Annotated in this window: 21 protein-coding genes, 1 rRNA gene, 1 pseudogene and 1 riboswitch; of the genes and pseudogenes, 10 read left to right on the top strand and 13 right to left on the bottom strand. The window is 46.3% G+C overall.

Features of this window, described 5'->3' with window-relative positions; translation table 11 throughout:
- Nucleotides 1–62 precede the first annotated feature (62 nt).
- Complete coding sequence (locus ACWYU8_RS07930) at nucleotides 63–1,910, bottom strand: M3 family metallopeptidase (protein WP_457518674.1); 1,848 nt, start codon at nucleotides 1,908–1,910, stop codon at nucleotides 63–65.
- A gap of 282 nt (nucleotides 1,911–2,192) precedes the next feature.
- Here ACWYU8_RS07930 and ACWYU8_RS07925 point away from each other — a divergent pair, with 282 nt between their 5' ends.
- Nucleotides 2,193–2,555 carry a hypothetical protein gene (locus tag ACWYU8_RS07925; RefSeq protein WP_457518672.1) on the top strand — a complete coding sequence of 121 codons (363 nt, stop codon included), beginning with the start codon at nucleotides 2,193–2,195 and terminating at the stop codon, nucleotides 2,553–2,555.
- 67 nt (nucleotides 2,556–2,622) lie between these two features.
- On the opposite strand, the gene ACWYU8_RS07920 is transcribed toward ACWYU8_RS07925, so the two are convergent.
- Nucleotides 2,623–2,796, bottom strand: a complete 174-nt coding sequence (locus ACWYU8_RS07920) for a hypothetical protein (RefSeq protein WP_457518671.1) — start codon at nucleotides 2,794–2,796, stop codon at nucleotides 2,623–2,625.
- A gap of 234 nt (nucleotides 2,797–3,030) precedes the next feature.
- On the opposite strand from ACWYU8_RS07920, the gene ACWYU8_RS07915 reads away from it, so the two are divergent.
- The 3 genes from ACWYU8_RS07915 to ACWYU8_RS07905 all read left to right on the top strand — a co-directional run bounded on the left by ACWYU8_RS07915 (nucleotide 3,031) and on the right by ACWYU8_RS07905 (nucleotide 6,832).
- Nucleotides 3,031–4,173, top strand: a complete 1,143-nt coding sequence (locus tag ACWYU8_RS07915) for a sugar diacid recognition domain-containing protein (protein ID WP_457518669.1) — start codon at nucleotides 3,031–3,033, stop codon at nucleotides 4,171–4,173.
- Nucleotides 4,174–4,332: 159 nt separating this feature from the next.
- Nucleotides 4,333–5,685 (top strand): GntP family permease, encoded by a 1,353-nt coding sequence (locus tag ACWYU8_RS07910; RefSeq protein WP_457518667.1) that lies wholly within the window; start codon nucleotides 4,333–4,335, stop codon nucleotides 5,683–5,685.
- A 16-nt stretch (nucleotides 5,686–5,701) separates the two neighbouring features.
- Nucleotides 5,702–6,832, top strand: coding sequence for a glycerate kinase (locus tag ACWYU8_RS07905; RefSeq protein ID WP_457518665.1), 1,131 nt, complete (start codon nucleotides 5,702–5,704; stop codon nucleotides 6,830–6,832).
- 73 nt (nucleotides 6,833–6,905) lie between these two features.
- Here the strand turns inward: ACWYU8_RS07905 and ACWYU8_RS07900 are convergent, their stop codons facing one another.
- Nucleotides 6,906–7,376: an HAD family hydrolase gene (locus ACWYU8_RS07900; RefSeq protein ID WP_457518663.1), complete on the bottom strand. Its 471-nt coding sequence runs from the start codon at nucleotides 7,374–7,376 to the stop codon at nucleotides 6,906–6,908.
- A gap of 43 nt (nucleotides 7,377–7,419) precedes the next feature.
- Complete coding sequence (locus ACWYU8_RS07895; protein ID WP_457518662.1) at nucleotides 7,420–7,935, bottom strand: GNAT family N-acetyltransferase; 516 nt, start codon at nucleotides 7,933–7,935, stop codon at nucleotides 7,420–7,422.
- 268 nt (nucleotides 7,936–8,203) lie between these two features.
- Between ACWYU8_RS07895 and ACWYU8_RS07890 the strand changes: the two genes are divergently transcribed.
- On the top strand, nucleotides 8,204–9,298 hold the full coding sequence (locus ACWYU8_RS07890) for a NapC/NirT family cytochrome c (protein ID WP_457519562.1): 1,095 nt from the start codon (nucleotides 8,204–8,206) through the stop codon (nucleotides 9,296–9,298).
- A 22-nt stretch (nucleotides 9,299–9,320) separates the two neighbouring features.
- The gene (locus ACWYU8_RS07885) at nucleotides 9,321–11,768 is read left to right on the top strand and encodes a molybdopterin guanine dinucleotide-containing S/N-oxide reductase (protein WP_457518660.1); all 2,448 of its coding nucleotides are present in this window, start codon (nucleotides 9,321–9,323) and stop codon (nucleotides 11,766–11,768) included.
- 69 nt (nucleotides 11,769–11,837) lie between these two features.
- On the opposite strand, the gene ACWYU8_RS07880 is transcribed toward ACWYU8_RS07885, so the two are convergent.
- From ACWYU8_RS07880 to thiD, 8 genes and pseudogenes are all read right to left on the bottom strand, one after another.
- Nucleotides 11,838–12,563, bottom strand: a complete 726-nt coding sequence (locus tag ACWYU8_RS07880; protein ID WP_457518658.1) for a phosphatase PAP2 family protein — start codon at nucleotides 12,561–12,563, stop codon at nucleotides 11,838–11,840.
- A 187-nt stretch (nucleotides 12,564–12,750) separates the two neighbouring features.
- Nucleotides 12,751–13,365, bottom strand: a complete 615-nt coding sequence (gene thiE, locus ACWYU8_RS07875; RefSeq protein WP_457518656.1) for a thiamine phosphate synthase — start codon at nucleotides 13,363–13,365, stop codon at nucleotides 12,751–12,753.
- Between the two features lie 55 nt (nucleotides 13,366–13,420).
- Nucleotides 13,421–14,218: a hydroxyethylthiazole kinase gene (gene thiM / locus ACWYU8_RS07870; protein ID WP_457518654.1), complete on the bottom strand. Its 798-nt coding sequence runs from the start codon at nucleotides 14,216–14,218 to the stop codon at nucleotides 13,421–13,423.
- Between the two features lie 13 nt (nucleotides 14,219–14,231).
- Nucleotides 14,232–14,900 (bottom strand): thiaminase II, encoded by a 669-nt coding sequence (tenA, locus tag ACWYU8_RS07865; protein WP_457518652.1) that lies wholly within the window; start codon nucleotides 14,898–14,900, stop codon nucleotides 14,232–14,234.
- An 18-nt stretch (nucleotides 14,901–14,918) separates the two neighbouring features.
- Complete coding sequence (locus ACWYU8_RS07860; protein WP_457518651.1) at nucleotides 14,919–15,869, bottom strand: ABC transporter substrate-binding protein; 951 nt, start codon at nucleotides 15,867–15,869, stop codon at nucleotides 14,919–14,921.
- A 37-nt stretch (nucleotides 15,870–15,906) separates the two neighbouring features.
- Nucleotides 15,907–16,641: pseudogene (locus tag ACWYU8_RS07855) on the bottom strand (ABC transporter permease); the annotation flags it as partial.
- Between the two features lie 58 nt (nucleotides 16,642–16,699).
- The gene (locus ACWYU8_RS07850; protein ID WP_457518650.1) at nucleotides 16,700–17,458 is read right to left on the bottom strand and encodes an ABC transporter ATP-binding protein; all 759 of its coding nucleotides are present in this window, start codon (nucleotides 17,456–17,458) and stop codon (nucleotides 16,700–16,702) included.
- Nucleotides 17,448–18,305, bottom strand: coding sequence for a bifunctional hydroxymethylpyrimidine kinase/phosphomethylpyrimidine kinase (gene thiD / locus ACWYU8_RS07845; RefSeq protein ID WP_457518648.1), 858 nt, complete (start codon nucleotides 18,303–18,305; stop codon nucleotides 17,448–17,450). Before thiD ends, ACWYU8_RS07850 begins: the two co-directional genes overlap by 11 nt.
- Before the next feature lie 97 nt (nucleotides 18,306–18,402).
- Nucleotides 18,403–18,510, bottom strand: a riboswitch (TPP riboswitch).
- 294 nt (nucleotides 18,511–18,804) lie between these two features.
- Between thiD and ACWYU8_RS07840 the strand changes: the two genes are divergently transcribed.
- The gene (locus ACWYU8_RS07840; RefSeq protein ID WP_457518646.1) at nucleotides 18,805–20,190 is read left to right on the top strand and encodes a TldD/PmbA family protein; all 1,386 of its coding nucleotides are present in this window, start codon (nucleotides 18,805–18,807) and stop codon (nucleotides 20,188–20,190) included.
- Nucleotides 20,190–21,533, top strand: coding sequence for a TldD/PmbA family protein (locus ACWYU8_RS07835; protein WP_457518644.1), 1,344 nt, complete (start codon nucleotides 20,190–20,192; stop codon nucleotides 21,531–21,533). Before ACWYU8_RS07840 ends, ACWYU8_RS07835 begins: the two co-directional genes overlap by 1 nt.
- Nucleotides 21,534–21,606: 73 nt before the next feature.
- Here the strand turns inward: ACWYU8_RS07835 and trmY are convergent, their stop codons facing one another.
- On the bottom strand, nucleotides 21,607–22,206 hold the full coding sequence (gene trmY / locus ACWYU8_RS07830) for a tRNA (pseudouridine(54)-N(1))-methyltransferase TrmY (RefSeq protein ID WP_457518642.1): 600 nt from the start codon (nucleotides 22,204–22,206) through the stop codon (nucleotides 21,607–21,609).
- Nucleotides 22,207–22,361: 155 nt separating this feature from the next.
- Here trmY and ACWYU8_RS07825 point away from each other — a divergent pair, with 155 nt between their 5' ends.
- Both ACWYU8_RS07825 and ACWYU8_RS07820 read left to right on the top strand, forming a co-directional pair.
- Nucleotides 22,362–22,886, top strand: coding sequence for a DUF3087 domain-containing protein (locus ACWYU8_RS07825; protein WP_457518640.1), 525 nt, complete (start codon nucleotides 22,362–22,364; stop codon nucleotides 22,884–22,886).
- Between the two features lie 514 nt (nucleotides 22,887–23,400).
- Nucleotides 23,401–23,475, top strand: a 16S ribosomal RNA gene (locus ACWYU8_RS07820); the annotation flags it as partial.

Genomic DNA, 23,475 nt, shown 5'->3' with positions numbered 1-23,475 from the left:
CCTTGTCTTGCAAACAATCAGTAACGAAGAGCCAGAAGTATAGATTCTGGCTCTCAGTTTTACTATCGTCCGTATGTGTCTACAATGTAGCGCTCAAAATCATCGCACATTTGCTCGTCAGAAATGACGTTGCTTGCCAGTTCTTTACTGCCGTCGACGACTTTAATTGTCGCGTTCAGCGAAGTCACTGGTGCTCGTTCACGCGTTTCAAGCGCTTTGATTTTCTGTTGCTGAACTTCCCAGGCTTGCTCTGATGACAGGTTACAAACGTCTGCAAGGTATTTGGCATTAAAGCCCTCGCCAGTCAGACTGACAATGGTTTCATTGTGAGAAAGGTTGTTGCCAGCGTGCCAGTAATGTTTTGCCAGCAGTGGGCCGATCTCTGGGTTATCTGTAAGGTAGCCAAACTTATCTAAGAAGTATGCTCGAGTCTGATAAACCGCCATATGCGCCAATAGGTAACCTTGATACGCACAAGCTGATTCATCCGATAGCAGATGTGGAATCGCCATTAACGGGCGAGGGCTGCATTCCAAACCAAGGATCTGTTTTTCGCAATCTCGCGCCAGTTGAGTGATGCGCTCTGGTGTCAGTTCATCATCGCTTAGTTGATATAGTGCGCGCTCAAAATATGGTACGACCAAGATACTGCGCTCTTCGTAGGCTTTGAATGGTTGACGGCTATTGATCATCGCTTGAATGATCTCATCAGGTACTGGATTGCTTTCATCATCCAGTGCGTACTGTTTTAGCCAATCCGCATCGGTTAGCAGGCTGTCACAGAACATAGACTGAGTTTCTGCATAAGCCATTGAGGTTGGTGCAAATTCCTGCGAAAAACAGGGTGCGTTCATTTTTACGTTAGCAAAGTGGGCAGCGTGGCCGCCTTCATGGAATAACGTATTGATGCCATCGTAACCGCTACCCACTTGGTCTGGTTTGGCATTGCTGGTGAAGTTGACCTGCGCAGCAACCCATTCGCCTTGGTTGTAAAAAGAAGGAATAGGGCCATGACAGAAGCCATTCGGGTATTTACCTTTACGGTCCAGCAAGTCCAGAGTCAGCGTCGCGCCTGAGTAATCGATATTCAGACGACCGAACGACTCTACCCAACGTCGCAAAGACTTTGAAAACGGAACGTACGGGTCTAGGTCACGCATCACGTCGCCCGCGAACGAGTAAATAAAGTTATGTCCTGTTAGTGCTGTTTGACCTTTCTCTTTCGCCAGATTCTCTAAGCTTGTCAGGTGGGCATTTCGGGTGCGTTTTTCAAAATCTTCCAAAATTTCAAACAGTTGCTCAGTCATCATCTTCTCGGTTTTTTGCACCGAGTAGTCGAAGAACGTGGCGTAACCAAGTGAGCGAGCAAACTGATTACGCAGTTTAATCAGTTCGATAAATCCATTCTGTAGCAGCCATTGCTCAAGATTTAGTAACGCTTGATGAGCGGATTGGCGCACCGCTTCGTGATTATTAGTACGAATGGTAGAACTTAATACCGGAAGTGAGCCTTCGATTTGCTTTCCATTTTCATCAGTAAAGCTCTGGACGTGGTTCTGTTTTTTCGCGAAGAGTTCTGCTTCAAACGCAATGAGCTGATTTTTCAGTGCTTGCGCATCTTTGCCTTCAATCGCGTGTGATTCAAACATCGCTAGCCAGCCTGACAGACCCGTTTTGGTTTGCTGTTTCTCTTGTGGGTCAACGATTGAGTCTGCGGCTTCTAACTGTTGTTTGATTGCCGTAATTTGTTCTGCGTTGCTTAGAAAATTGGTCCATGTCGTTTGAGCTTGCGTCGAGCCATCATGTTCATCGCTGATCCCCATGTAAGTTTCCCAAAAGAAATCTTCTTTAGTACGGTGAATGGCGAGATAGCGTTGATTGAGGTCGTTGAGGTAATCCGTTGCGTTCATTTTGATCCTTCAAATGGTTGCGTTAGGGTGACGGTTAATTATTACACGCTTAGTCGTACGAAAGGAGTGGGAAATCGATTTACTGTCTTTGCATGACGTAAACGTGACTTTACTATTTGTTTACATTTTAATAGGTTAATCGATACTAACCGGGTTGAATAGTGGGTAATTACTTTCGCCTGGTCGCCAGTGATCACGCTGTTTGGCTTGAAATCCATACAGAGAAGTCATTTGGGTTTATAGTTTATGCATTCTTTTTCAGCAGTGATAGACGAAATAAAAATGATAGCAAAGACAAAAACAACGCTACTTATGCTAAGCATGGTGCTGGTAGGGTGTTCCACCGAGACATCGCCAAAAACTGATACGGTCGAAAGTATTCAACAAAAGTGTTCAGTGATACTTAGCAGTCATGTACCAGATGATCAGCGTTGGCAAGTCTACAATGATTTATTACAAGAGTATCTCACTTATCGTGTGTTCAATCAGGACGATTTTGACCGATTCAATGCATTTATTCAGTTAGTTCAAATGGATGAAACTGGTCAGTTAATCACGGAACTAATGGAAGTGACCGATTGGGGCTGTTCAAATGGCAACTATCTCGAAGAAATGGATATATTTATCCGCGAAGTGCAAAAATAACTAAACCGAGCGTTGGAGCGCTCGGTTTTGCTGAATGAGTTCAGAATTACTCGATCATACCGTTGATTTACTCTTCAGGGTACTCTCCCTTGTTTTGATTTTCCGCTTTCACTTTCCAATGTTCGCTCGGATCATATGCTTCATCACATAAGTCAACGGTATAGCCCATTTCAGTAATTTCTTTCAGGGTGAGGTTGTCGGCAATTTTGGCAATGTCACCCGTTTTGTTACGTAGTTCCATGATTAATCCTCCGTTGTACCTAAGCGACTTCAATATACTGAAACAAGCATATCGAAGTTACTTTAGTATAAGTATATATCCCCAGAGACGATTGCGACGCCTAAAGCCATGCTTTTTGTGTGACTAATGGGGCGATGATCTGCGCTACCTCGTGTAATTCACACTAGCGCGTTGGAGATATAGCGTGTTTTGTGATTTATTGGCTTGTTCATTTGTCTTTAGGAAGGAAGAGTTATGGTGATTCTGGACCATGTGCTTGCGCAGCAGATCGTCAACAGAACCATGTCAATTATCGGTCACAATGTGAATGTGATGAATTCAGCGGGCATCATTATTGGTAGTGGTGACCCTAAACGAATTGGTCAGGTTCACGATGGCGCTGTACTGGCGCTCAGTCACGGTGATTCTCTCGAGGTCAATGAACAACAATGTTTGACTCTGCAAGGTGTGAAGCCTGGTATCAATATGTTGCTCAAGTTGCACGGTGAGGTGGTGGGTACCGTTGGTGTTACTGGCGAGCCAGATAAAATTCGTGATTTTGCCAAGTTGGTGAAAATGACCGCTGAACTTACCATTGAACAAGCCGCATTGGTCGAAAAATTTCAGTGGGACAGACGTCATCGGGAAGAGTTTATCCTTTCCTGGATCAAAGGCGACTTAACCGAAGAAGAGATCAAAGATTGGGCGATGCGTCTATCTATTGATATTACTCAGCCTAGGGTCGCTACGGTGATCGAAATCTCTACGCCTTCCGCTTCGAAAAGCATGAAAAGTGTCCGCAATATTGTCGAGTTGCTAGAGTATCCGGAAAGAAACAACCTTGTCGCGATCGTCTCGGTAAATGAAATCGTGGTACTCAAACCTTGCCACTGTGCAAAGCAATGGGACAGCAAAATAGAAAGCGAACGGATTGACAAGTTGATGTCTCGATTAAGCGATTACGATTTTCATACCTTTCATATTGCGCTTGGACAATTGTTTGCAGAGCCTAAAGACGTACCGTTATCGTATCAAAGTGCAAAACAGGTCATGGCGGTAGGTAAAAAATTCGCCCCAGAAAAGCGGAAATACTTATTTGATGAGTTACGCTTGCCAGTACTTTTAGCGCCGTTGGCTGATATTTGGCAAGGTGAACAAATTATTGATAGGGTGAAACTGTTGAGGGAAAAAGATAAATCTGGACAGTTGCTAAAAACACTTGATGCGTTATTTGAGTGTAATGGTAATGTCAAGGAGTGCTCTAATACTCTGTTTATTCATAGAAATACCCTCAGATATCGTTTGGAGAAAATCACAGAGATTACTGGCTTATCAACCACAAACTTTGTAGGGTTAGCTGAACTTTATATTGCGACTCGCCTCTCAAAAATGACCTAGTATTGTGCACTTGCACAATAAGAGCTGTTTTTTAATGAGATCATTTGTCACTCCGCCTAAAGGAATTTACTAGCAAACGATTGATAATTCTAATGTCCCTACATATTGAAGCGAGTCTACCTGGTTTCGCTCGATACAATAAAAATAAATGGAGTTATCATGACCCTTATATTAATCCTGCTCGGGGTGATTGCGTTTATCGTGCTCACCACCACCAAATTTAAGTTACATCCATTTTTAGCCTTAATCATCGCAGCGTTTCTTGCCGCGTTTGCTTATGGCTTACCTGCTGACAGCATCGCTAAAACCATCGCTTCTGGATTTGGTGGTATTCTCGGCTACATCGGCTTGGTTATCGTTCTGGGTACCATCATTGGTATTATTCTGGAGAAAAGCGGCGCTGCGATCACCATGGCAGATACGGTCATTAAAGTTCTGGGTGAGCGTTTCCCAACCTTAACCATGAGTATCATCGGCTATATCGTTTCTATTCCGGTATTCTGTGACTCTGGCTTTGTTATCCTTAACTCATTGAAAGAATCGCTTGCCAAGCGCCTTAACACGTCAAGTGTGGCGATGAGTGTAGCGTTAGCGACAGGCCTATACGCGACGCACACTTTTGTACCGCCAACTCCGGGCCCAATTGCTGCCGCAGGTAACCTTGGTCTGGAATCTAACCTTGGCTTGGTTATTGGCGTGGGTGTCTTTGTCGCGGCTGTCGCGGCGTTGGCTGGTATGTTATGGGCAAACCGTTTCAAACATGTTGAGCCAGATGGCATCGATGTTGCCGAGGAAATTCAACATGATTGGAAAGCTCTGAAAGCCTCTTACGGCAAACTGCCAACTGCAAGCCAGGCATTTGCTCCAATTTTTGTTCCAATCTTACTGATCTGTTTTGGCTCTATTGCAAAATTCCCAAGTCTGCCGTTAGGCGAGGGCATAGTGTTTGATGTACTGACTTTCCTCGGTCAACCTTTAACGGCATTGGTCATCGGCCTGTTCCTTTCTGTTCGTCTATTAAAATCGGATAAGAAGATTGAAGAGTTTGGCGAGCGTATTAGTCAAGGTATCACTGCCGCAGCACCTATTCTTTTGATTACCGGTGCTGGTGGTGCGTTTGGTGCCGTACTAAAAGCGACACCACTTGGTGATTATCTTGGTACTACTCTGTCTGCATTAGGTGTCGGTATCTTCATGCCATTTATCGTTGCTGCTGCCCTGAAATCCGCGCAAGGTTCTTCTACGGTTGCGCTGGTAACGACATCTGCTCTGGTTGCCCCAATGCTGGCACAATTGGGACTGGATTCAGAAATGGGTCGAGTGCTGACAGTAATGGCGATTGGTGCTGGCGCGATGACAGTTTCACATGCAAACGATAGTTTCTTCTGGGTTGTTTCCCAGTTCAGTCGAATGTCAGTAGGTTTGGCTTATCGAGCGCAAACCATGGCAACTCTGATTCAGGGTGTCACAGCGATGGCATTGGTATACATTTTGACTCTCGTTCTCTTATAAGTCTCAGGAAATAGATATGAAAGTGGTAATTGCACCTGATTCATTTAAAGAAAGTTTAACCGCCAAGCAAGTAAGCGACGCGATTAAGACAGGCCTTGCTCGAGTTTGGCATGATGCCGAGTTTGTTACGGTTCCGGTAGCAGATGGAGGAGAAGGCACGGTTCAATCGCTGATTGATGCAACACAAGGTGAGCAAGTATTCACTACTGTCATGGATCCTTTAGGTAATGAGGTTCAGGCGTTTTACGGTATCCTTGGGGATGGTGAAACTGCGGTAATTGAAATGGCTGAAGCCAGTGGTTTGCATCTTGTACCAACTGACGCACGGGATCCTAAACTGACCAGCAGTTTTGGTACTGGCCAGTTGATTAAACATGCCTTAGAACGCGGTATGCAACGTTTAATCATTGGCTTAGGAGGAAGTGCGACTAATGACGGTGGTGCAGGTATGTTGGCTGCGTTGGGAGTTAACTTTCTTGATGAGGCCGGGAATGCAATTGCCGTAAACGGCGGTGGTTTAGTTAATCTTTCCTCCATCGACATTTCAGGTCTCGACTCTCGTTTAGCGCAATGTGAGATACTCGTCGCGTGTGATGTTGATAATCCTCTTTGTGGAGAAAAAGGTGCTTCGGCAATCTTTGGTCCACAAAAAGGGGCAACAGCATCCGATGTCGCTACGCTAGATAACGCTTTGCTTAAATTTGGTGAGTTGACTGAGCAAGTCACAGGTAAGCATGTACTAACCCGTGAAGGAGCCGGTGCTGCAGGTGGGATGGGAGCAGCACTGTTAGGATACACGCCTGCTCGTTTACAGCCAGGAATTGAAATTGTATTGGAGACGGTCAAACTAGCGGAGCTTGTTGCCGATGCTGATATCGTATTTACTGGTGAAGGAAGAATTGACCACCAAACGGCTCATGGGAAAACCCCGATGGGGGTCGCTAAGGTAGCGAAGCAATTTAACTTACCAGTGATCGCGTTAGCTGGCTGCGTGGGCGATAACTTCCAAGCCGTTTATCAGTGCGGGATTGACGCTGTATTTCCTTGTGTGCCAAGAGCAATGAGCCTGGCCGACGCAATGAAAGAAGCTGACACAAACGTGGCGAATTTAGCCGAGAACGTTGCCCGGTTATGGTTGATGAAATAGTCGGTTTCTATCCAAGGCATTAAGGATAAAACTCCACTTCGCGTGGAGTTTTTTATTGCTATGGCGAAGCATCTTAGCCTGCTACAAGCTCTGACAAACAGCGAATCTGCTTCGGGATGGCTTTCCCCGGTGCTGGCTCACCCGCCGCGTTAAACCAAATTGTATTCAGCCCTGCTTCCATCGCGGGGTAGATGTCTTTGCTCGGCAAGTCTCCAACCATGGTCAATTCTCTTTCGCTGACACCAAGTTTTTTAGCAACGGCTTGGTAAAATTCAGCGCAATTTTTTTCAATGCCAATATTAGAAAAACAGAAATAACCACTGATGTATCGGTCTAAATCGACACGCTGGAAAGCTCGCTGTACATCTTCCATAACAGAGTCTGATGCACTAGTGGCAATATAGATCTGATGGTTTTTGGAGAGCATTGCCAACGTTTCTTTGGCCTGTGGGATTGTCTTCACCGTGTCCCATTCACACATTTTGCCTTGTGCATGAGGGAAGTCCACCATCAATGTGTCTCCCCAATCGAAAAGATAAATCATGTTTGAAACTCCAATATTACTCATCTGCACTCAAATAACTTGCTTATATTTCCAGAGCGTAGATCTTGTCTGCGTAACGATTACCACCGATCTCATAAGCATCCGGGATAACTTTTACCAAGGTAAATCCACACTTTTCCAACACTCGTTCAGAGGCGATATTCCCCTCTGTCACTGTGGCGGAAAACTGGCTGAGCTGATGTTGAGTACGTGCCCATTTAATTACAGCTTCGAGAGTCTCGGTGCCCAATTGCTTGCCATGAAACTCTGACAAAAGTAAGTAGCCTACTTCAGCGGTTCCGTTTTGGAGAACAAAACCTGTGATTCCGATAGGTTGCTCAGTTGCAGAATCTTTTATCAATAAGCAAAGCCAGTGTTCACTTTCTGGTGTCCAGACTGACAAGCGTGATGCAAATTTCTCTTTTAACTGCTCCTCGTTGGGTGCATCGAAACAGAGAGAGATGATATCCCTTTCAGTATGAAGACGATGAAATAATGCCCAGTCGTTTTCTCCGATAGGTGTCATTATTGTTCTGGGAGTGGATAAGTGAATAGACATGCGCTTCCTATCTGTATGGGGCTCGACAGACAGTTTCTCACCTTTTTTATACATTGTTCAAATGGTTGCATTTATAAAGGTCATTTATTTTGCGGGTGTTAAATTATTCAATTTATTAATGCTGAAACTCTATTTCTGGAAGCAATGTGGCGATATTTCATTCTTGAGCATTTAAATCAGTTGCGTATGACGTGGATCATGTGCCACCTACCCACAAAGTATTAATTTACAACCTACAATTACAATTTGTGAGCAAGTGTTGCGAGTTATTACAATGAAAAAAAGAACTATTATTTTATTATTAGCGGTTGGAATAGGGGTTGGTTGGCTAACCCTCGGGGGATCGGCAGCGGTGATGCATTACACCTCATCTACGGAGTTTTGTGTTTCGTGCCATACCATGGAAACGCCTTATAAAGAGTATCAAGGGTCCGTTCACTTCAGTAACGCAAAAGGCATTCGCGCAGAATGTTCTGACTGTCACATCCCTCATGAACCTGTCGACTATTTGATTACGAAAATTCGTGCATCGAAGGATATTTACCACGAGTTCATCACAGGCAAAATAGATACGCCTGAAAAATACGAAGCACATCGTAAAGAATTAGCTGAAATGGTTTGGGAGCAGTTCCGCGAGAATGACTCAGCAACCTGTCGTTCATGTCACGACTATGATGCAATGGAAGAGTTCGAGCAATCTCGCGATGCAGCGAAGATGCACGAATACGGAATTGCAAACAATCAAACTTGTATTGATTGTCACAAAGGTGTGGCTCACTTCGCACCAGAGGTGGAACTTGATAGCAAAGCGTTTGAAACCTTAATGAGTTTTACCACTCAAACCTCTCCGGGAGCGCAAGTGGTTTACCCAGTCACGGTCATCGATATGGGTGAGTTGGGTACTATTAATCCAACAACGAAATTGGACGTTGTCAGTACGGAAGGTGATGCTCGCACAGTTAAACTGAACGCATACCAAATGAAAGGCGCTGAACAAGTGCTCTACATGGGCGAGGGGCAACGTGCGATTGTGGCGACACTAACTGAGCAAGGACAACAAGCGCTTGAGGGCGGCGAATTTACAGCCGATGTGTACGGCAACGAATGGCGCTCTGTATCGTTAACTGGCACGATTGATTCTCCAGTCGTAGATACGCTAGAGCCAGTATGGTCATACGCAGAAGAGTTGGACAATGTTTACTGTGCAACTTGTCATGCGAAGATTCCTTCAAATCACTTTACGGTGAACGCATGGGGACCAGTCGCGAAGAGTATGGGTGATCGCACGGATATTACCGCCGAAAACCTAGAAATTCTGACTAAGTTCTTCCAGCACCACGCGAAAGATGTGGTTGGTCACTAACGAAAAGTAGAAGGAAAAGATTATGACTAATTTGACCCGCCGCGGATTTCTAAAAGGCACTGGTATGGCGGCCGGTGCGATGGCATTCACTTCATTTTCACCATTGTCCGTTGCCTCCTCGGATGCGCGCGGTAAAGGCATCTTAACGGCTGGCCGCATGGGCCCTATGCTGTGTGAAGTGCAAGATGGCAAACTGATTTCTACAACCAATGCGCTGCCTCAGACAGTACCAAACAGCCTGCAAAGTACCGGGCCGGACCAAGTGCATACTAAGGCTCGTGTAAAATATCCAATGGCGCGAAAAGGCTATCTTGCGAACCCGTCTGCACCTGAAGGTGTACGTGGTAATGATGAGTTTGAGCGTATTTCCTGGGATAAAGCTTACAAGCTGATTCATGAACAACACATGCGCATCCGTAAAACCTACGGGCCAGCTTCTGTATTCGCCGGTTCTTATGGTTGGCGTTCGAGTGGCGTGTTACACAAAGCGCAAACTTTGCTGCAACGTTACATGAGTATGGCGGGCGGTTACTCTGGCCACCTGGGTGATTACTCCACTGGCGCGGCACAGATTATCATGCCGCACGTTATGGGTTCTATTGAAGTGTATGAGCAACAAACCACTTACCCTGTCGTTCTTGAACATAGTGATGTTGTGGTGCTTTGGGGATTGAACCCAATCAACACTCTCAAAATTGCCTGGAGTTCAACTGACTGCGCGGGCCTTGAGTTTTTTCATCAGCTGAAAAAGTCGGGAAAAACGGTGATTGCAATTGACCCGATTCGTTCTGAAACCATCGAATTCTTTGGTGACAATGCCGAATGGATCGCGCCGCATCCAATGACGGACGTAGCGATGATGATGGGTATCGCTCATACCTTGGTTAAACAAGGGAAGCACGACAAAGCATTCCTCGAAAAATACACCACTGGTTACGACAAATTTGAAGCGTACTTGTTTGGCGAAGAAGACGGTGTAGAGAAGTCAGCTGAGTGGGCGTCCAATATCTGTGGCGTGCCTGTGAAACAGTTAGAGTTGCTGGCTGATATCTTCAGTAAAAATCGCACCATGCTAATGTCAGGTTGGGGTATGCAGCGCCAACAATATGGTGAGCAACGTCACTGGATGCTGGCAACATTAGCATCAATGCTAGGGCAAATTGGTCTTCCGGGTGGTGGTTTCGGACTCTCTTATCACTATTCAAATGGTGGTAACCCTGCCCGAGATGCGGGAGTACTTCCTGCCATTTCAGCATCGCTGGGGGGTGGATCTTCTGCGGGTAACGACTGGGCGGTGTCCGGTGCGGTACAAAGTTTCCCGGTGGCGCGAATTGTGGAAGCGCTGGAAAACCCCGGCAAAACGTATCAACACAATGGTCATGAACTCACATTCCCTGACATCAAGATGATTTGGTGGGCTGGTGGCGCGAACTTTACTCATCACCAAGATACCAATCGTCTTATTAGAGCGTGGCAAAAACCTGAACTGATAGTGATTTCAGAACCTTACTGGACGGCGGCTGCGAAGCATGCCGATATCGTTCTGCCTATTACCACGTCGTTCGAACGTAACGATATGACTATGACGGGTGACTACAGTAACCAGCACTTAGTACCCATGAAGCAGGTGGTTGAGCCGCAAGGTGAAGCGAGAAACGACTTCGATGTATTTGCGGATATGGCCGAGATGATTGCTCCAGGGGGGCGTGATGTTTACACCGACGGCAAAACGGAAATGGAATGGCTGTACGGGTTTTACAAAGTGGCGCAACAAGGTGGTCGTGGCTCTCGCGTAGCAATGCCGAACTTCAGTAAATTCTGGGAAGACAACCAGCTGATCGAGATGAAATGGAACGAGAAAAACGCTCAGTTTGTCCGTTATGCTGACTTCCGTGAAGATCCTGTGTTGAACCCTCTTGGTACGCCTAGTGGCAAAATTGAAATCTACTCGAAGACGATCGAAGGCTATCAGTTAGATGACTGTTTGCCACACCCTGCTTGGTTCGAACCAACAGAATATACGGGTAATGCGCAAGATGGTGAGTTGCAGCTCATGACAGCACACGCAGCCCATCGTCTTCACAGCCAGTTTAACTACGCGAAAATCCGCGAAGAGTACGCGATTGCAAACCGTGAACCGATTTGGATTCACCCTGAAGATGCGAAATCCCGCGGCATAAAAACGGGCGATCTTGTTCGAGCGTTCAATGGCCGGGGTCAGGTGTTAGTCGGTGCAGAAGTGACGGATCGCATCAAGCAAGGTTCGGTATGTATTCACGAGGGTGGTTGGCCAGATCTGGATCCAAATACCGGGATTTGTAAGAACGGTGGCTGTAATGTGCTGACACTGGATATTCCGACCTCCAGACTCGGCAATGGCTGCGCAGCAAACTCGGCACTGGTTCGTATCGAAAAATATACCGGTCCTGAGTTAGAGCTCACCGCGTTTGAACCACCAAAAAATGGCTAGAAAAAGTAGCATTTAAAAGCAAGAAGCCAGCATTACGCTGGCTTCTTTTTTATCTAAAATTCGTTCGTATTAGCGCGGCGCTAATGCAACAAACGGCATCTTTTTAGTGACTTGAAATGTGGGCAGAAGCGTAAATATCACGGCGACAAATACCACTGAGCCTATCAAATCTTCAGGACGATGCATGCCTAACCACAAACGGCTGTACGCGACACTGACTCCCCATAACCAGAGCGCAAAAGCGGAAACATAACACTGTTTTTGCAACATTAAGCCACCAAAGAAAGCCAGACATATCGCTACGAAAATCGTGTGACCTGAAGGAAAAGAGTAGTCTTTTTCTCCTTGCCAATGGCGTGTTCGCCAATTGCTGACTTTGTTTGAGACTTGGTTTATCACACTTGCTTGTTGTTCTGTGGTGAGTTGATAGAAAGCCTCTGGTGTTTCTATAAGTTGCTCGGCAGCAAGATACTCGGTGTATGGTCGCGGACTTTCCGTCATCAGCTTTAAGCCTGCTTTACATGCAAAACCAATCACTAACAGCAATCCAAGCATAGATAACTTCTGCATCCATTCTGTAGGAGTGGGTTTAAATCTATAGAGCGATAGGATTAACAAGGTCAGTGTGATAAGGAAGCCTTTGCTGCCCGCTGAGTCCGTCAGCAAAGTGAAGGTAATACCTAAGCCTCCTGCTACAGAAGAGGATAGGTTCTGATATGAAGAAGAGAGTGATAGTGGAATGATGCTAAGAACGAACAAGGCGAGCATCATTAATCCGTATTTTTTGGTTTTCATTGAAAGCTTTTGTTTTTACAACTGTGAAAATAGGCGGCAATCTTACGCCAAAAGGTGTGAAAAACTTATCAACTGGCTGTCAATTCGAATATATAAAGTGACATTTGTTTAAAAGATGTATGAGTCTCATTTGAAAACAGAACGGACGCTTGTCTCCAAGCGTCGTAAAGTGGTGGTTGTCAACAGCTCAACTCATCAAGCTAAGTAAGTACTCACAAGCAATTTTGGGATCGTCGGCATGACAGATAGCTGATACCAGAGCCAAGCCGTGTACACCAGTTGCACTTAGTGCTGGGATAGTGGATTCGTTGATCCCGCCAATAGCGACGATCGGGAGAGATGTAGTATTGAGTGCCATTTTTAAACCATCTATACCCCAGTGTTTCTGGGTATTGGTTTTGGTCGGTGTTGCATAGATAGCGCTTAAGCCAATGTAATCGACAGGCAGAGCATCGACTTCCGCCAATTGCTGTTCATTCTCGATGGATAAACCGAGGATTTTGTTTGGACCAATCAGTTCGCGCGCTATATGTGCTGGCATGTCAGATTGCCCGAGATGCACGCCGTCAGCATCGACAGCAAGCGCGACATCGACTCGATCGTTGATGATTAGTGGCACATTGGTGTCTTTGAGGATCGCTTTTACCGCTTGAGCCCGTTCGATGAAAGCACGTACGTCTCCATGCTTCTCACGGACTTGCACCATGGTTACGCCACCTTCCACTGCTTTGCTGACCACATGCTTGAGCGTGGCGAGATCTTGTTGGTCATCGGTGACCAAATACAAACGATAGGCGTTCATTTTGTTTCCTTTATGCCTCCGGCCCATTGTATGAGATGGAGGCATCGTTTTTTAGTTACGCTTCGATAACTTGAAGTTTTAGTCGATTCGCTAATGTTTGTTCATCAAGCTGATACAACTCATCAAGCAAGGTTAGTTGTAAGCTGCCCGGACCACGAGCTTGTTCAGCGGCGATTTCACCCGCTACGCCAAGTACGGCAGCTGCCGCCAAACCTGTTTCATCGCCTACAGCGGCAAATGCACCAGTGAGTGCGGAAAGCGTACAACCTATTCCCGTTACGTATGGCATCATCTCATGGCCATTACTGAGTGTTATGGTCTGCGATTTCGTAACGATGTAATCCGTCTCGCCAGAAATCACGACGTTCGCGCCATACTCTGCAACGAGGAACTGCGCCGCGCCTAATGCTGCATCGCTGCTGTCCAGAGAATCGACCCCTTTGCTCTGAGCCTGCTCGCCAGCTAGGGCAATGATTTCTGACGCGTTACCACGAATGATAAGTTTGTCTGCAAGGCGCGCTATCTGGCGAGACGTTTCTGTTCGCAGTGTGCTTGCGCCGCAGCCTACAGGATCGAGGACGACAACTTTACCATTGGCATTGGCTTGCTCTACCGCAAAGATCATACGAGGTACCCAAACACTATCAAGTGTGCCAATGTTGATCACCAGCGCGCCAGCAAATGACATCATTTCTGCCATCTCTTGTTTTGAGTGCGCCATGATTGGAGATGCGCCGATAGCAAGCAGAGCATTCGCCGTGTTGTTCATCACAACGTAGTTAGTAATGTTCACGACTAATGGTTTGTGTTGACGTACAGCGGTCAATGCCTGAGTAATTTGTTCCATTAACATGTCGATTCTCCTATTAACCTTGCTGCGCGTTTAAGCCTTGTTGCCAGAAAGCCACTTCCATCCGTGTAGCCGTTTTGAATACCTGAATCAGGTTCTGGCCTCGTTGGCTGTTGATGTCGATTTCAGCCAGTAGCTCATTAAAGTGCTCTGCGCCTTTCGCGACGCCAGACTGGAACTCTTCACCGCCATAGAGGGTGATCCAACTTGCGTACGCGTTACCTTCGATGACGGTATTTTCATCGTCCATCAGCATTTTGCCAATCACAGCGTAGCCGATAGAGCAAGGTGCTAATGCGGCATACAGGTCAACCAAATCACCAGTCATACCTGCATCCAATACATAACGCGTGTAGGCAACGGTGCCGAAATCTTCCGGTTCGTTTTCCAGATCGGATTCAGTTAAACCCCATTGACCACAGTAAGTTACGTGATGGGCGATTTCTGAATCCAGCAACGCGTGAACACTCGGTAGTGCGCGGCGCATGTCATACAAAGTACGTGCTTTATAAATCGCTAATGCGTAAGCGCGCGCGTATTGCTTGAGAAATAAAAAGTCCTGTTTCAAATAATGTAGAAAACAAGGTTGAGCAAGCGTGCCTTGCGCTAATTGCTGAACGAATAGGTGCTCGGTGTATTCCTGCCAGTCTTGACGGCAAGCGTCGATCAAATCTTGATATTTCATAATGGGATTACCTCAGGATCAGTCAAAGCTAGGCACGTAATCTTTCGCTTTTGGTAGCGTTTCGATGATTTTTTGTGAGTACATGAACTCGGCGTAATCGTCGTAGCGTTTTAGATCAACCGCAGATGGGCGAAGAGCGAAACGGGTCAAAGTGTCATTCCAGGCACGTTGGTTAAGTTCGTTGTTCAGTGTGTCTGGTGAGTAAGCAACAAACTCTTTCCAAGATTCTTTTGGATGGTTCACGATGTAAGTGGTTGCTTGCTCAAGTGCTTTGTTGAAGGCTTTGATGGCCTCTTTGTCGTACGTTTTTGCATTCGCTACAAACACAAGTTCGTCATATGCTGGCACGCCGTGTTCTTCCGGGAAGAAGGCTTTAGCTTGGTAACCCTCTAACGCAAGCTGGTTGGTTTCGAAGTTACGTAGTCCACCCCATATCGCATCCACTTTGCCTGATGCCAGAGAGGAAGATAGCGCCCAGCCTACGTTGATGATTTGTACGTCGGAAAACTTCACATTCTCTTGTGCCAACATTGTGCCAATGGTTGCTTCTTCATTACCCGCGATAGCAATACCGATCTTCTTGCCTTTTAGATCAGCGAGGCTGTCGTTTTTACCGTTGTCCAGCACCATCATGGTATTAAGCGGTGTCGCGATGAGCGTTGCTGAGCGGATTAGTGGTAGACCTGCGGCAACATCAATCGTCAGACTTGGCTGGTATGAAATTGCCATATCCACTTTGCCCGCGGCGACCAGTTTAGGTGGCGTGCTTGGATCAGCAGGCTCTTGAATGTTCACTTCTAAGCCTTGCTGTTTAAAGTAACCACGCTCTTTTGCAATAACGATAGGGCCGTGGTTCGGGTTCACGAACCAATCCAACATCAAAGTCAGCTCTTTTTCGGCCGCCAGTACGTTAGTTGATACAATAGAAGCAAGCAGAGCTGCAGCGCTAATAAGTTTGTTTTTATTCACGGGTATTGTTCCTTTTAGTGATCTCTATTTGTTTGATCTATTTGCTTTCCCAAGGGATGGCTTTTTTCAGTAATTTGTCAGTGATGAAGTAGAGGGCGATGGACAGCACGGCAAGGATAAACAGCGCTGCAAACATCTCGTCGATGATCATACGTGCGTTGGCTTGTAGCATGAGATAACCCAAGCCCTCACTTGAACCGACCCACTCGCCGACGACGGCTCCAATTGGGGCGATAACGACTGCGACACGAATGCCTGAAGCCAATGTTGGCAGTGCCGCGGGCAACTGAATGTGACGCAGCAGTTGCCATTTCGAAGCGCCCATCGTTTTCGCCAAATCCAGGTATCCGGTTGGGGTATTGCGTAAACCGTCGTAACAACAAGTCGTAACAGGGAAAAAGATGATGATCGCTGCCATCACGACTTTTGATGCGATGCCATAGCCAAGCCAAAGCATCAGAACGGGTGCAATGGCAAATACCGGAATCGCCTGGCTAGCAATCAGAATCGGTAGCAGCCAGCGTTTTAGTGGTTCGAACAGCAACATTTGCAGCGCAAACAGCAAACCTATCGACAAGCCGAGTCCAAGACCAAGCAGGATTTCCTGTGCGGTGACCCAGGTGTGTGCGAGCAACACGTCATAGCGGGAGATCAATCTATTCAGCACATCAACAGGCGCAGGCAAAATGAAGCTGGGCATATTGAACGCCACGACAATCAGTTGCCACAGGCCTAAAATGACCGCTGTGCTGATCACCAATCGTAGAATCGGATGGGTAACTCGTTCTTTTTTGCTGATACGTTCTGAGACGGAGTTGTATTGAGTCATATCACTCATAATCTTTCTCCAGCTGATCCAAGATCGCTTGTTGCAAGGCGGCACATTCGCCATCAAGCACGCGAGGAGGCATCGTATCTGGCACCAGCAGATGTTTAGCTTGTGCAGGTGTGCCTTGCAGTACATACAATTGGTTGGCAAGACGAACGGCTTCTTGCGGATCGTGAGTAATCAGCACGACCGTTTTGCCTTTGAGCAGCGTGGCGGATAAGGTTTGCAGCTTATGACGAGTAACGGCATCAAGGGCAGAGAAGGGCTCGTCCATTAAGACCAGAGGTTTGTCTTGCATCAGAGTACGAGCCAGTGCCACGCGTTGGCGCATACCTCCGGAAAGCTGGGCTGGTTTAGCGCAGGCGTAGTCAGCTAATCCAACTTGTTCGAGCAATTGAATAGCACGCTGTTTTTCATCTACTGAATTTGAGTCAGCGTGAGAAAAGCGGGAACTCAGGCAGACGTTGTCCAGCACGTTTAGCCACGGTAGCAACAAATCCTGCTGCGCCATGTAGGCTATCCGTTCGTGCAGTGCTAATCCGTCGGTTGTTGTGAGCTCGCCTTGCCAGACAACTTGGTCATCTAACAATCCAGCCAGATAACGCAAAATGGTCGTTTTACCGCAGCCACTTCTCCCCAATAATACCGTCCACTGCCCGGCAGGAATGGTCATGTTCACCCCTGCTAGCGTTGGTGTCTGGCTATCGTTGTATTGCAGACTGGCGTCTCTAAACTGAATACCGAACGCATTAGCGTACATACGTGTGGCCTGCAAAGAAGTGGTGAACCGGACCGTGACCTTTACCCACTTGCAGCTCATCCGCATGGGCGATGGCTTGAGAGATATACTGTTTACCTAAATGCACGGCTTTGTGCAGGTTGTTGCCTTGGCCAAGGTAAGAGGCAATCGCAGAAGAAAGGGTACAGCCCGTGCCGTGTGTGTTTTTGGTTGGGAAACGTTTTGAACTGATCAATTCTGAAGAATCCTGCAGGATCAGCAGGTCGTTACTGTTTTCATCTTTCTCGAGATGACCGCCTTTCAACAATACCGCTTTAGCGCCAAGAGCACGAAGGTCGTCAATCATCTCATTCATATCAGCTTCGGATTCTGGCACAGGTTTCCCCGTTAAGGCTGCACCTTCCGGAAGATTGGGCGTGATGATGTCAGCGAGAGGGATGAGTTCTTCCTTTAACGTGCTTATCGCGGAGTGTTCCAGCAATAAATCACCGCTGGTGGCGACCATTACCGGGTCAATGACCAGATGTTTCGGTTGGTATTGTTTAATTTTGTCAGCAACCACTTTGATGATGTTGGAATCGGCCAGCATGCCGATTTTAACCGCCACGATATTAAGATCGGTAAAGACGGCATCGAGTTGGCTTTCTACATGCTCGAGCGGAATAGGAAAAATTGCTGAGACGCCTTGAGTATTTTGCGAGGTAATTGCAGTAATGACAGAGCATGCAAAACTGCCCGTTGCAGACATGGCTTTGATGTCTGCCTGAATGCCAGCGCCGCCGCCACTGTCTGAACCGGCGATCGTTAAAACGATTGGGGTGGTTGAAGATGGCGTCTTGTGAGAATTAGGCTGTGATTGCTGCGTCATGGTCGCTCCTATTACAAGACGTATAGGAACTGACTTTGACCGTTGTGGCGGATCGATTTTCCGGTCCGCTATTGCTCGCTAAAGGAAGTTAGGTGCAGGCAAAGTGCTCATAGTTCCCTACGTCAGTGCTAACTGAATCAGGTTCAACGGGTCTCGAGTTTCGATCTCAGCCGACGCGTACTGCGTGGCCCCCCGACTATTTCGCTAGGATGATAGCAGGACACTTACGCAAGGGATACGTTTTTTGAGTGTTCATGTGTGTGTTGTGAGTGATAGAGTAGGTGTTAGTTTGTTTTGTAGCACGAAAATGACCAGTGTAACTCTCTGGTTTATGTGAAAAAACTGGAATATTAAATAAATAATCGTGGTCTCGCTTAGCAAGGATTAGCACAAAACAAGGTTAAAAACTGTTAAAATTTAACGCGTTGCCAATTTAACTTTGCGGAGCTTTCGCAAGTTATATAGGAAGGCTAATACGATCATCGAGCAAGGAGACTTCATGCTTAATTCTGTAACAGCGAAGTCAGTGATCGATCATGCTCTATTTTTAGGGGCTGATTTCGCTGAACTATTCGTTGAACATCATCAAACTAACACTGTCCAGATCGCATCTGGCGAGGTGGATAAGGTCAATTCAGGTATCGATTTTGGTATCGGTATCCGTCTGTTTTTTGGTCATAAAGTGCTTTATGGGTACACCAACAGTACGGACGAAGCGGAACTCAAACGCGTCACCTCGTTGCTAGCTGCGAAAGACAAACGTGAGCAAATCGCATCAGCGGGTTCTCTTAATTTGAATCGCGATCCAGTTCAGCACGGTTGCCGTTTGCCACTCAGCAAAGACGCCAATCTGGATTCTAAAATTGCGTTCCTGCTGAAAGTTGACCAAGCGGCGCGTGCTGAAAGTGAATACATCAGTCAGTTTATAGGTAGCGTGCTACAGCGAGAGCAACAGGTAACGATCTTCAACTCGGAAGGCTTACACGTTGACGATACGCGTCATTATATTCGCGTTGCGGGCAATACGGTTGCGCAAAAAGGCAATGAACAATCTTCTGGAATGGAAGGTCCTGGAGCACTGGCTGGCTGGGAGTTCAGTGAGCAGTTAGATGCCAAGGAGCTGGGTCAGACTATCGCTCAACAAGCTTTGGTTAAGCTTGGCGCGGATGCCTGTCCATCAGGTGAAATGCCAGTGGTTATCGGTAATGGTTTCGGCGGCGTAATCTTCCACGAAGCGTGCGGTCATTTGCTTGAAACTACATCGGTTGCGAAAAAAGCATCAGTATTCCATGACAAGATGGGTGAGATGATTGCTCACACGGCCGTTAACGCAGTCGATGATGGCACCATGACCAATGAGTGGGGCTCAATTCATGTCGATGATGAAGGGTTGCCTACTCAGCGCACTCAACTAATCAAAGACGGTAAGTTGACCAGCTTTATGGTCGACAAAATGGGTGGTATGAAAACAGGTTATGAGCCTACGGGTTCTGGTCGTCGCCAAAACTACAAGTTCGCTCCTACTTCGCGTATGCGTAATACCTTTATTGAAGAAGGTGAGCATTCACTGGACGATATGCTGGCAGGTGTTGAGCGTGGTATTTACGCCAAGAAAATGGGCGGTGGCTCTGTTCAACCAGGTACGGGCGAGTTCAATTTCGCAGTACGTGAAGCTTATCTGATTGAAAACGGTAAAATCACCAAACCTCTCAAAGCGGCGACGCTTATCAGTACCGGCCCTAAAGTTCTGAAAGAAATCAGCATGGTGGGTAAGGACATGGCACTTGCTCCGGGTATGTGTGGTTCTGTGAGTGGTGCTGTACCAACAACCGTCGGTCAGCCTTCGCTGAAAGTCGACAATATTCTGGTAGGAGGAGGTAACTAATGAGCCAAGAACAACAACTTCTTAATGCCGTTGATTACGTCCTGTCAGAAGCTAAACGCCAAGGCGCAGAAGCGGATGTGATTGTTAACCGCAACAGCAGCTTCTCTTTGAAAGCGAACCAAGGCAAGCTGGATGAATACAAAGTAAGCTCGAGCCAGGTACTAGGTGTTCGAGTGGTAAAAGACGCACGAGTAGCGACCAGTTATTCTGAGTCATTAGAACAGCCAAGCCTGGACTTGATGCTGACTAATGCGTTGCAGAGTGCGCGCTTTTCTAAGCAAGACGAGCATCAAGTGATTAGCTGCTTAAATAGCCAGATCACTACCGATGTGGCGGAGATAGCGCAAGAAGATACCACTTCTGTTGATGAAAAAATCGAGCTGTCGCTGGCACTTGAGCAAGGTGTAGTGCGTCTACCTCACGCCTCAAGCTCTCCTTATAATGGCTACAGTGATGGTGAAACTCAGCTGATCATCGCGAATACACAGGGTTCTTTGTGTCAGCACTTCGAGCGCTCTTTCAACTGTTACGCCTACACGCTTTTTGAAAAAGACGGTAAGCAGTCGATGGCGGGTAAGATGTCGGTAGGGCGTCGTTTCGACGAGTTGAACTCGGCTTTCTGTATTGAAGAGGGTTACAACTTAGCCCGTGACTTGCTTGATGGCGGTCCGGTTAAGACTGGCAACTATCCAGCTATCTTCCATATCGATGCGCTAAGCAGTTTGTTTGGTGCATTCGGCAGTGCTTTCTCTGGTGTAAGCGCAGTGAAAGGTATTACGCCATTGGGTAATAAAATTGGTCAAAGCGTTGCAAGTGAATTGATTACCTTTACTGACACCGCATACATGGCAAATGGTATGGCGATTTGTGGTTTTGATAGTGAAGGCTTTGCAACTCAGGATAATGTTTTAATAGCAAATGGTCAGCTCAACACGTTATTACACAACAGCCATACCGCAAGCTACTTCGGTGTCGCGTCAACCGCGAGTGCTGCTCGCGGAGCGAAATCAAGCCTAGATGTTGCTGCTAACCACAAAGTGATTGCTACGGGCAAGAGCAGTGTTGCGGAAGTTAAAGCGGGCGAGTACCTTGAACTAGTAGAACTTCAGGGTGTTCATTCTGGCGCAGATGCAGTCAGCGGTGATTTCTCGTTTGGTGCTAGCGGGTTCTTATGCCGAGATGGTCAACGAGTTCAGCCTGTACGTGGTATTACTGTTGCGGGTAACTTCTACAAAATGCTGCAAGAAGTGGACGCGGTTGGAGATACTCAGCTGATCAATGACAGCCGAACTTTCTATGCACCAGATGTGCGTTTTGCCCGTTTAAGCATCGGTGGCAAATAAGCGTATCATTAGATATTCAGAATCAAAAAGAGGACTTCGTTGAGTCCTCTTTCATTATTCAGTTAGCGAAGAACTAGAATTCGCGAATATCCAATTCATTGTGGATCAATACCACGCACTGAGAAGCAAACAGCATTTTAGGACCAAGGCTGATCTTTTCTGTCCCAAGGCGTTTCAAACTGTTGAATGACTTCTTCGGCATTGGAATGTGATCAGTGAGCAAGAAACAAGGGTTTGCCCCAATTTCTGCATCGCGAACGAATTCGCCTTTCTTATCCATCATATACAGCTGATGGTCTTCTGCCAGTTCCTGAACCAAACGCTCGAAACTAACCGTACGAACCGTAATACCCGGCTCAACGTCGCGAAGTTGCTCTTTGCCCATACCCACTGATGCATCCAAAGCGCGCGCTACTGCAGCTATCAACGTCGACTCGTGGAATCCACCAATATTAGTAATGTCGTTAGAACGAATAGTAATGGTGCGAGAGTAATCTTTGGTGCTCTCAAGAACCAGGTACACAACCACGTCTTCTCGATGTGACTGGGCGACAAACATGGTGTTCATCATGGTGTGAGCAAGGATTTCGGTATGTGCTTCCTGACCTACACCTTCCAGTAGTGCTTTGCTGGTGGTCGGTGCTGCACGAGCTCGTAAAACAAAAGAGCGCATGAATTTAGCCTCTATATAAAGAGTGAATGCGCGGAGTATATACCTAAGCAGGTTGTGGATGCGAATTTAATAGCAATTATGAACTTATTTACAAAGCTTCAATTGTGGTCCCGATTCTCGCCGCTAAAATAGGAATAACCCTTTAGGAGTGGTATATGGAAATCAAAAAAATAAATAAAGAAGTATATAGAAAGAAACTAAACCTAGTTATTGGTGGTTTTGTTGTATTGCTTGCTGTCTCAGCATTGGCCTTCAGTACGCTACTCATTAGTCTTTTTGGCAATACCAACATTCAACCGGAACAATCTACAGGTAACTTTCATTGGAATCTGATTGGTGTACTTTTGGCACTGGCTACTTCCCTTTCTTTACTCAACCAATTTAAAACTCATCCTTACATGCGAGAAGTTCTGTACGTTTGGAAGCTTAAGCAAATACATAACAAGATTTACCGTAAGCTAAAAAATATCAAAGCTGCAGCAAGTACGGATGATTTGAAAGCGTTGACCATTCTTAAGTTCTACTACACCACGCAAAGACAAGTATTCGAGTTAGACAACAACACGCTCACCATGAGTAGCGTAACCAAAGAATTAGAAACCATAGAAGAGATCGAAGTGAGCAAATCGCTTTCACTTGATATTACAAGCCTTGAAGAGTCTTGGTTGGATACATTCTGATTGCCTATTTGCTACCTGGAATTAACAAATGAGTGCTAAAAATAAGCGTTTGAGTGAGATTTCATCACTCGGCGCTTTTTTTTGAATTTTTTCTTCAAAAAGGGTTGCCAACAAAAATCATCTCCCTATAATGCGCCTCCGTTGTCAGGGCAAAAGCGGAAACGCAAAAGCAGCTGGTAACGAGGCGAAATAAAAGCTTCTAAAAATTAATTTAAAAAGTGTTTGACACCAAGAATTAGTTCATTAGAATACGCCTCCGCTTTGAGAGAAAAACTTCTCGCAAAGCAAGCTCTTTAACAATATAGACCTATCAATCTGTGTGGGCACTCGTTGATGATAATCCAATTAGAAACTTCGGTTTCAAATTAGGTTTCAATGAACTGAGTGACCAATCGAGATTAAGTTTACTTAGTCTTGGCACAGTCAATTCATTATCGTTCTGTTGGAACGGTAATAGCTTTAAAATTACTTTTGTAGTTTTGAAGTCAGTATTCATTGAGCCGAACAAAATCTTAAATTGAAGAGTTTGATCATGGCTCAGATTGAACGCTGGCGGCAGGCCTAACACATGCAAGTCGAGCGGCAGCGA

It is taken from the genome of Vibrio limimangrovi, assembly GCF_054064025.1.
This window is presented reverse-complemented; position numbering and strand designations above follow the sequence as displayed.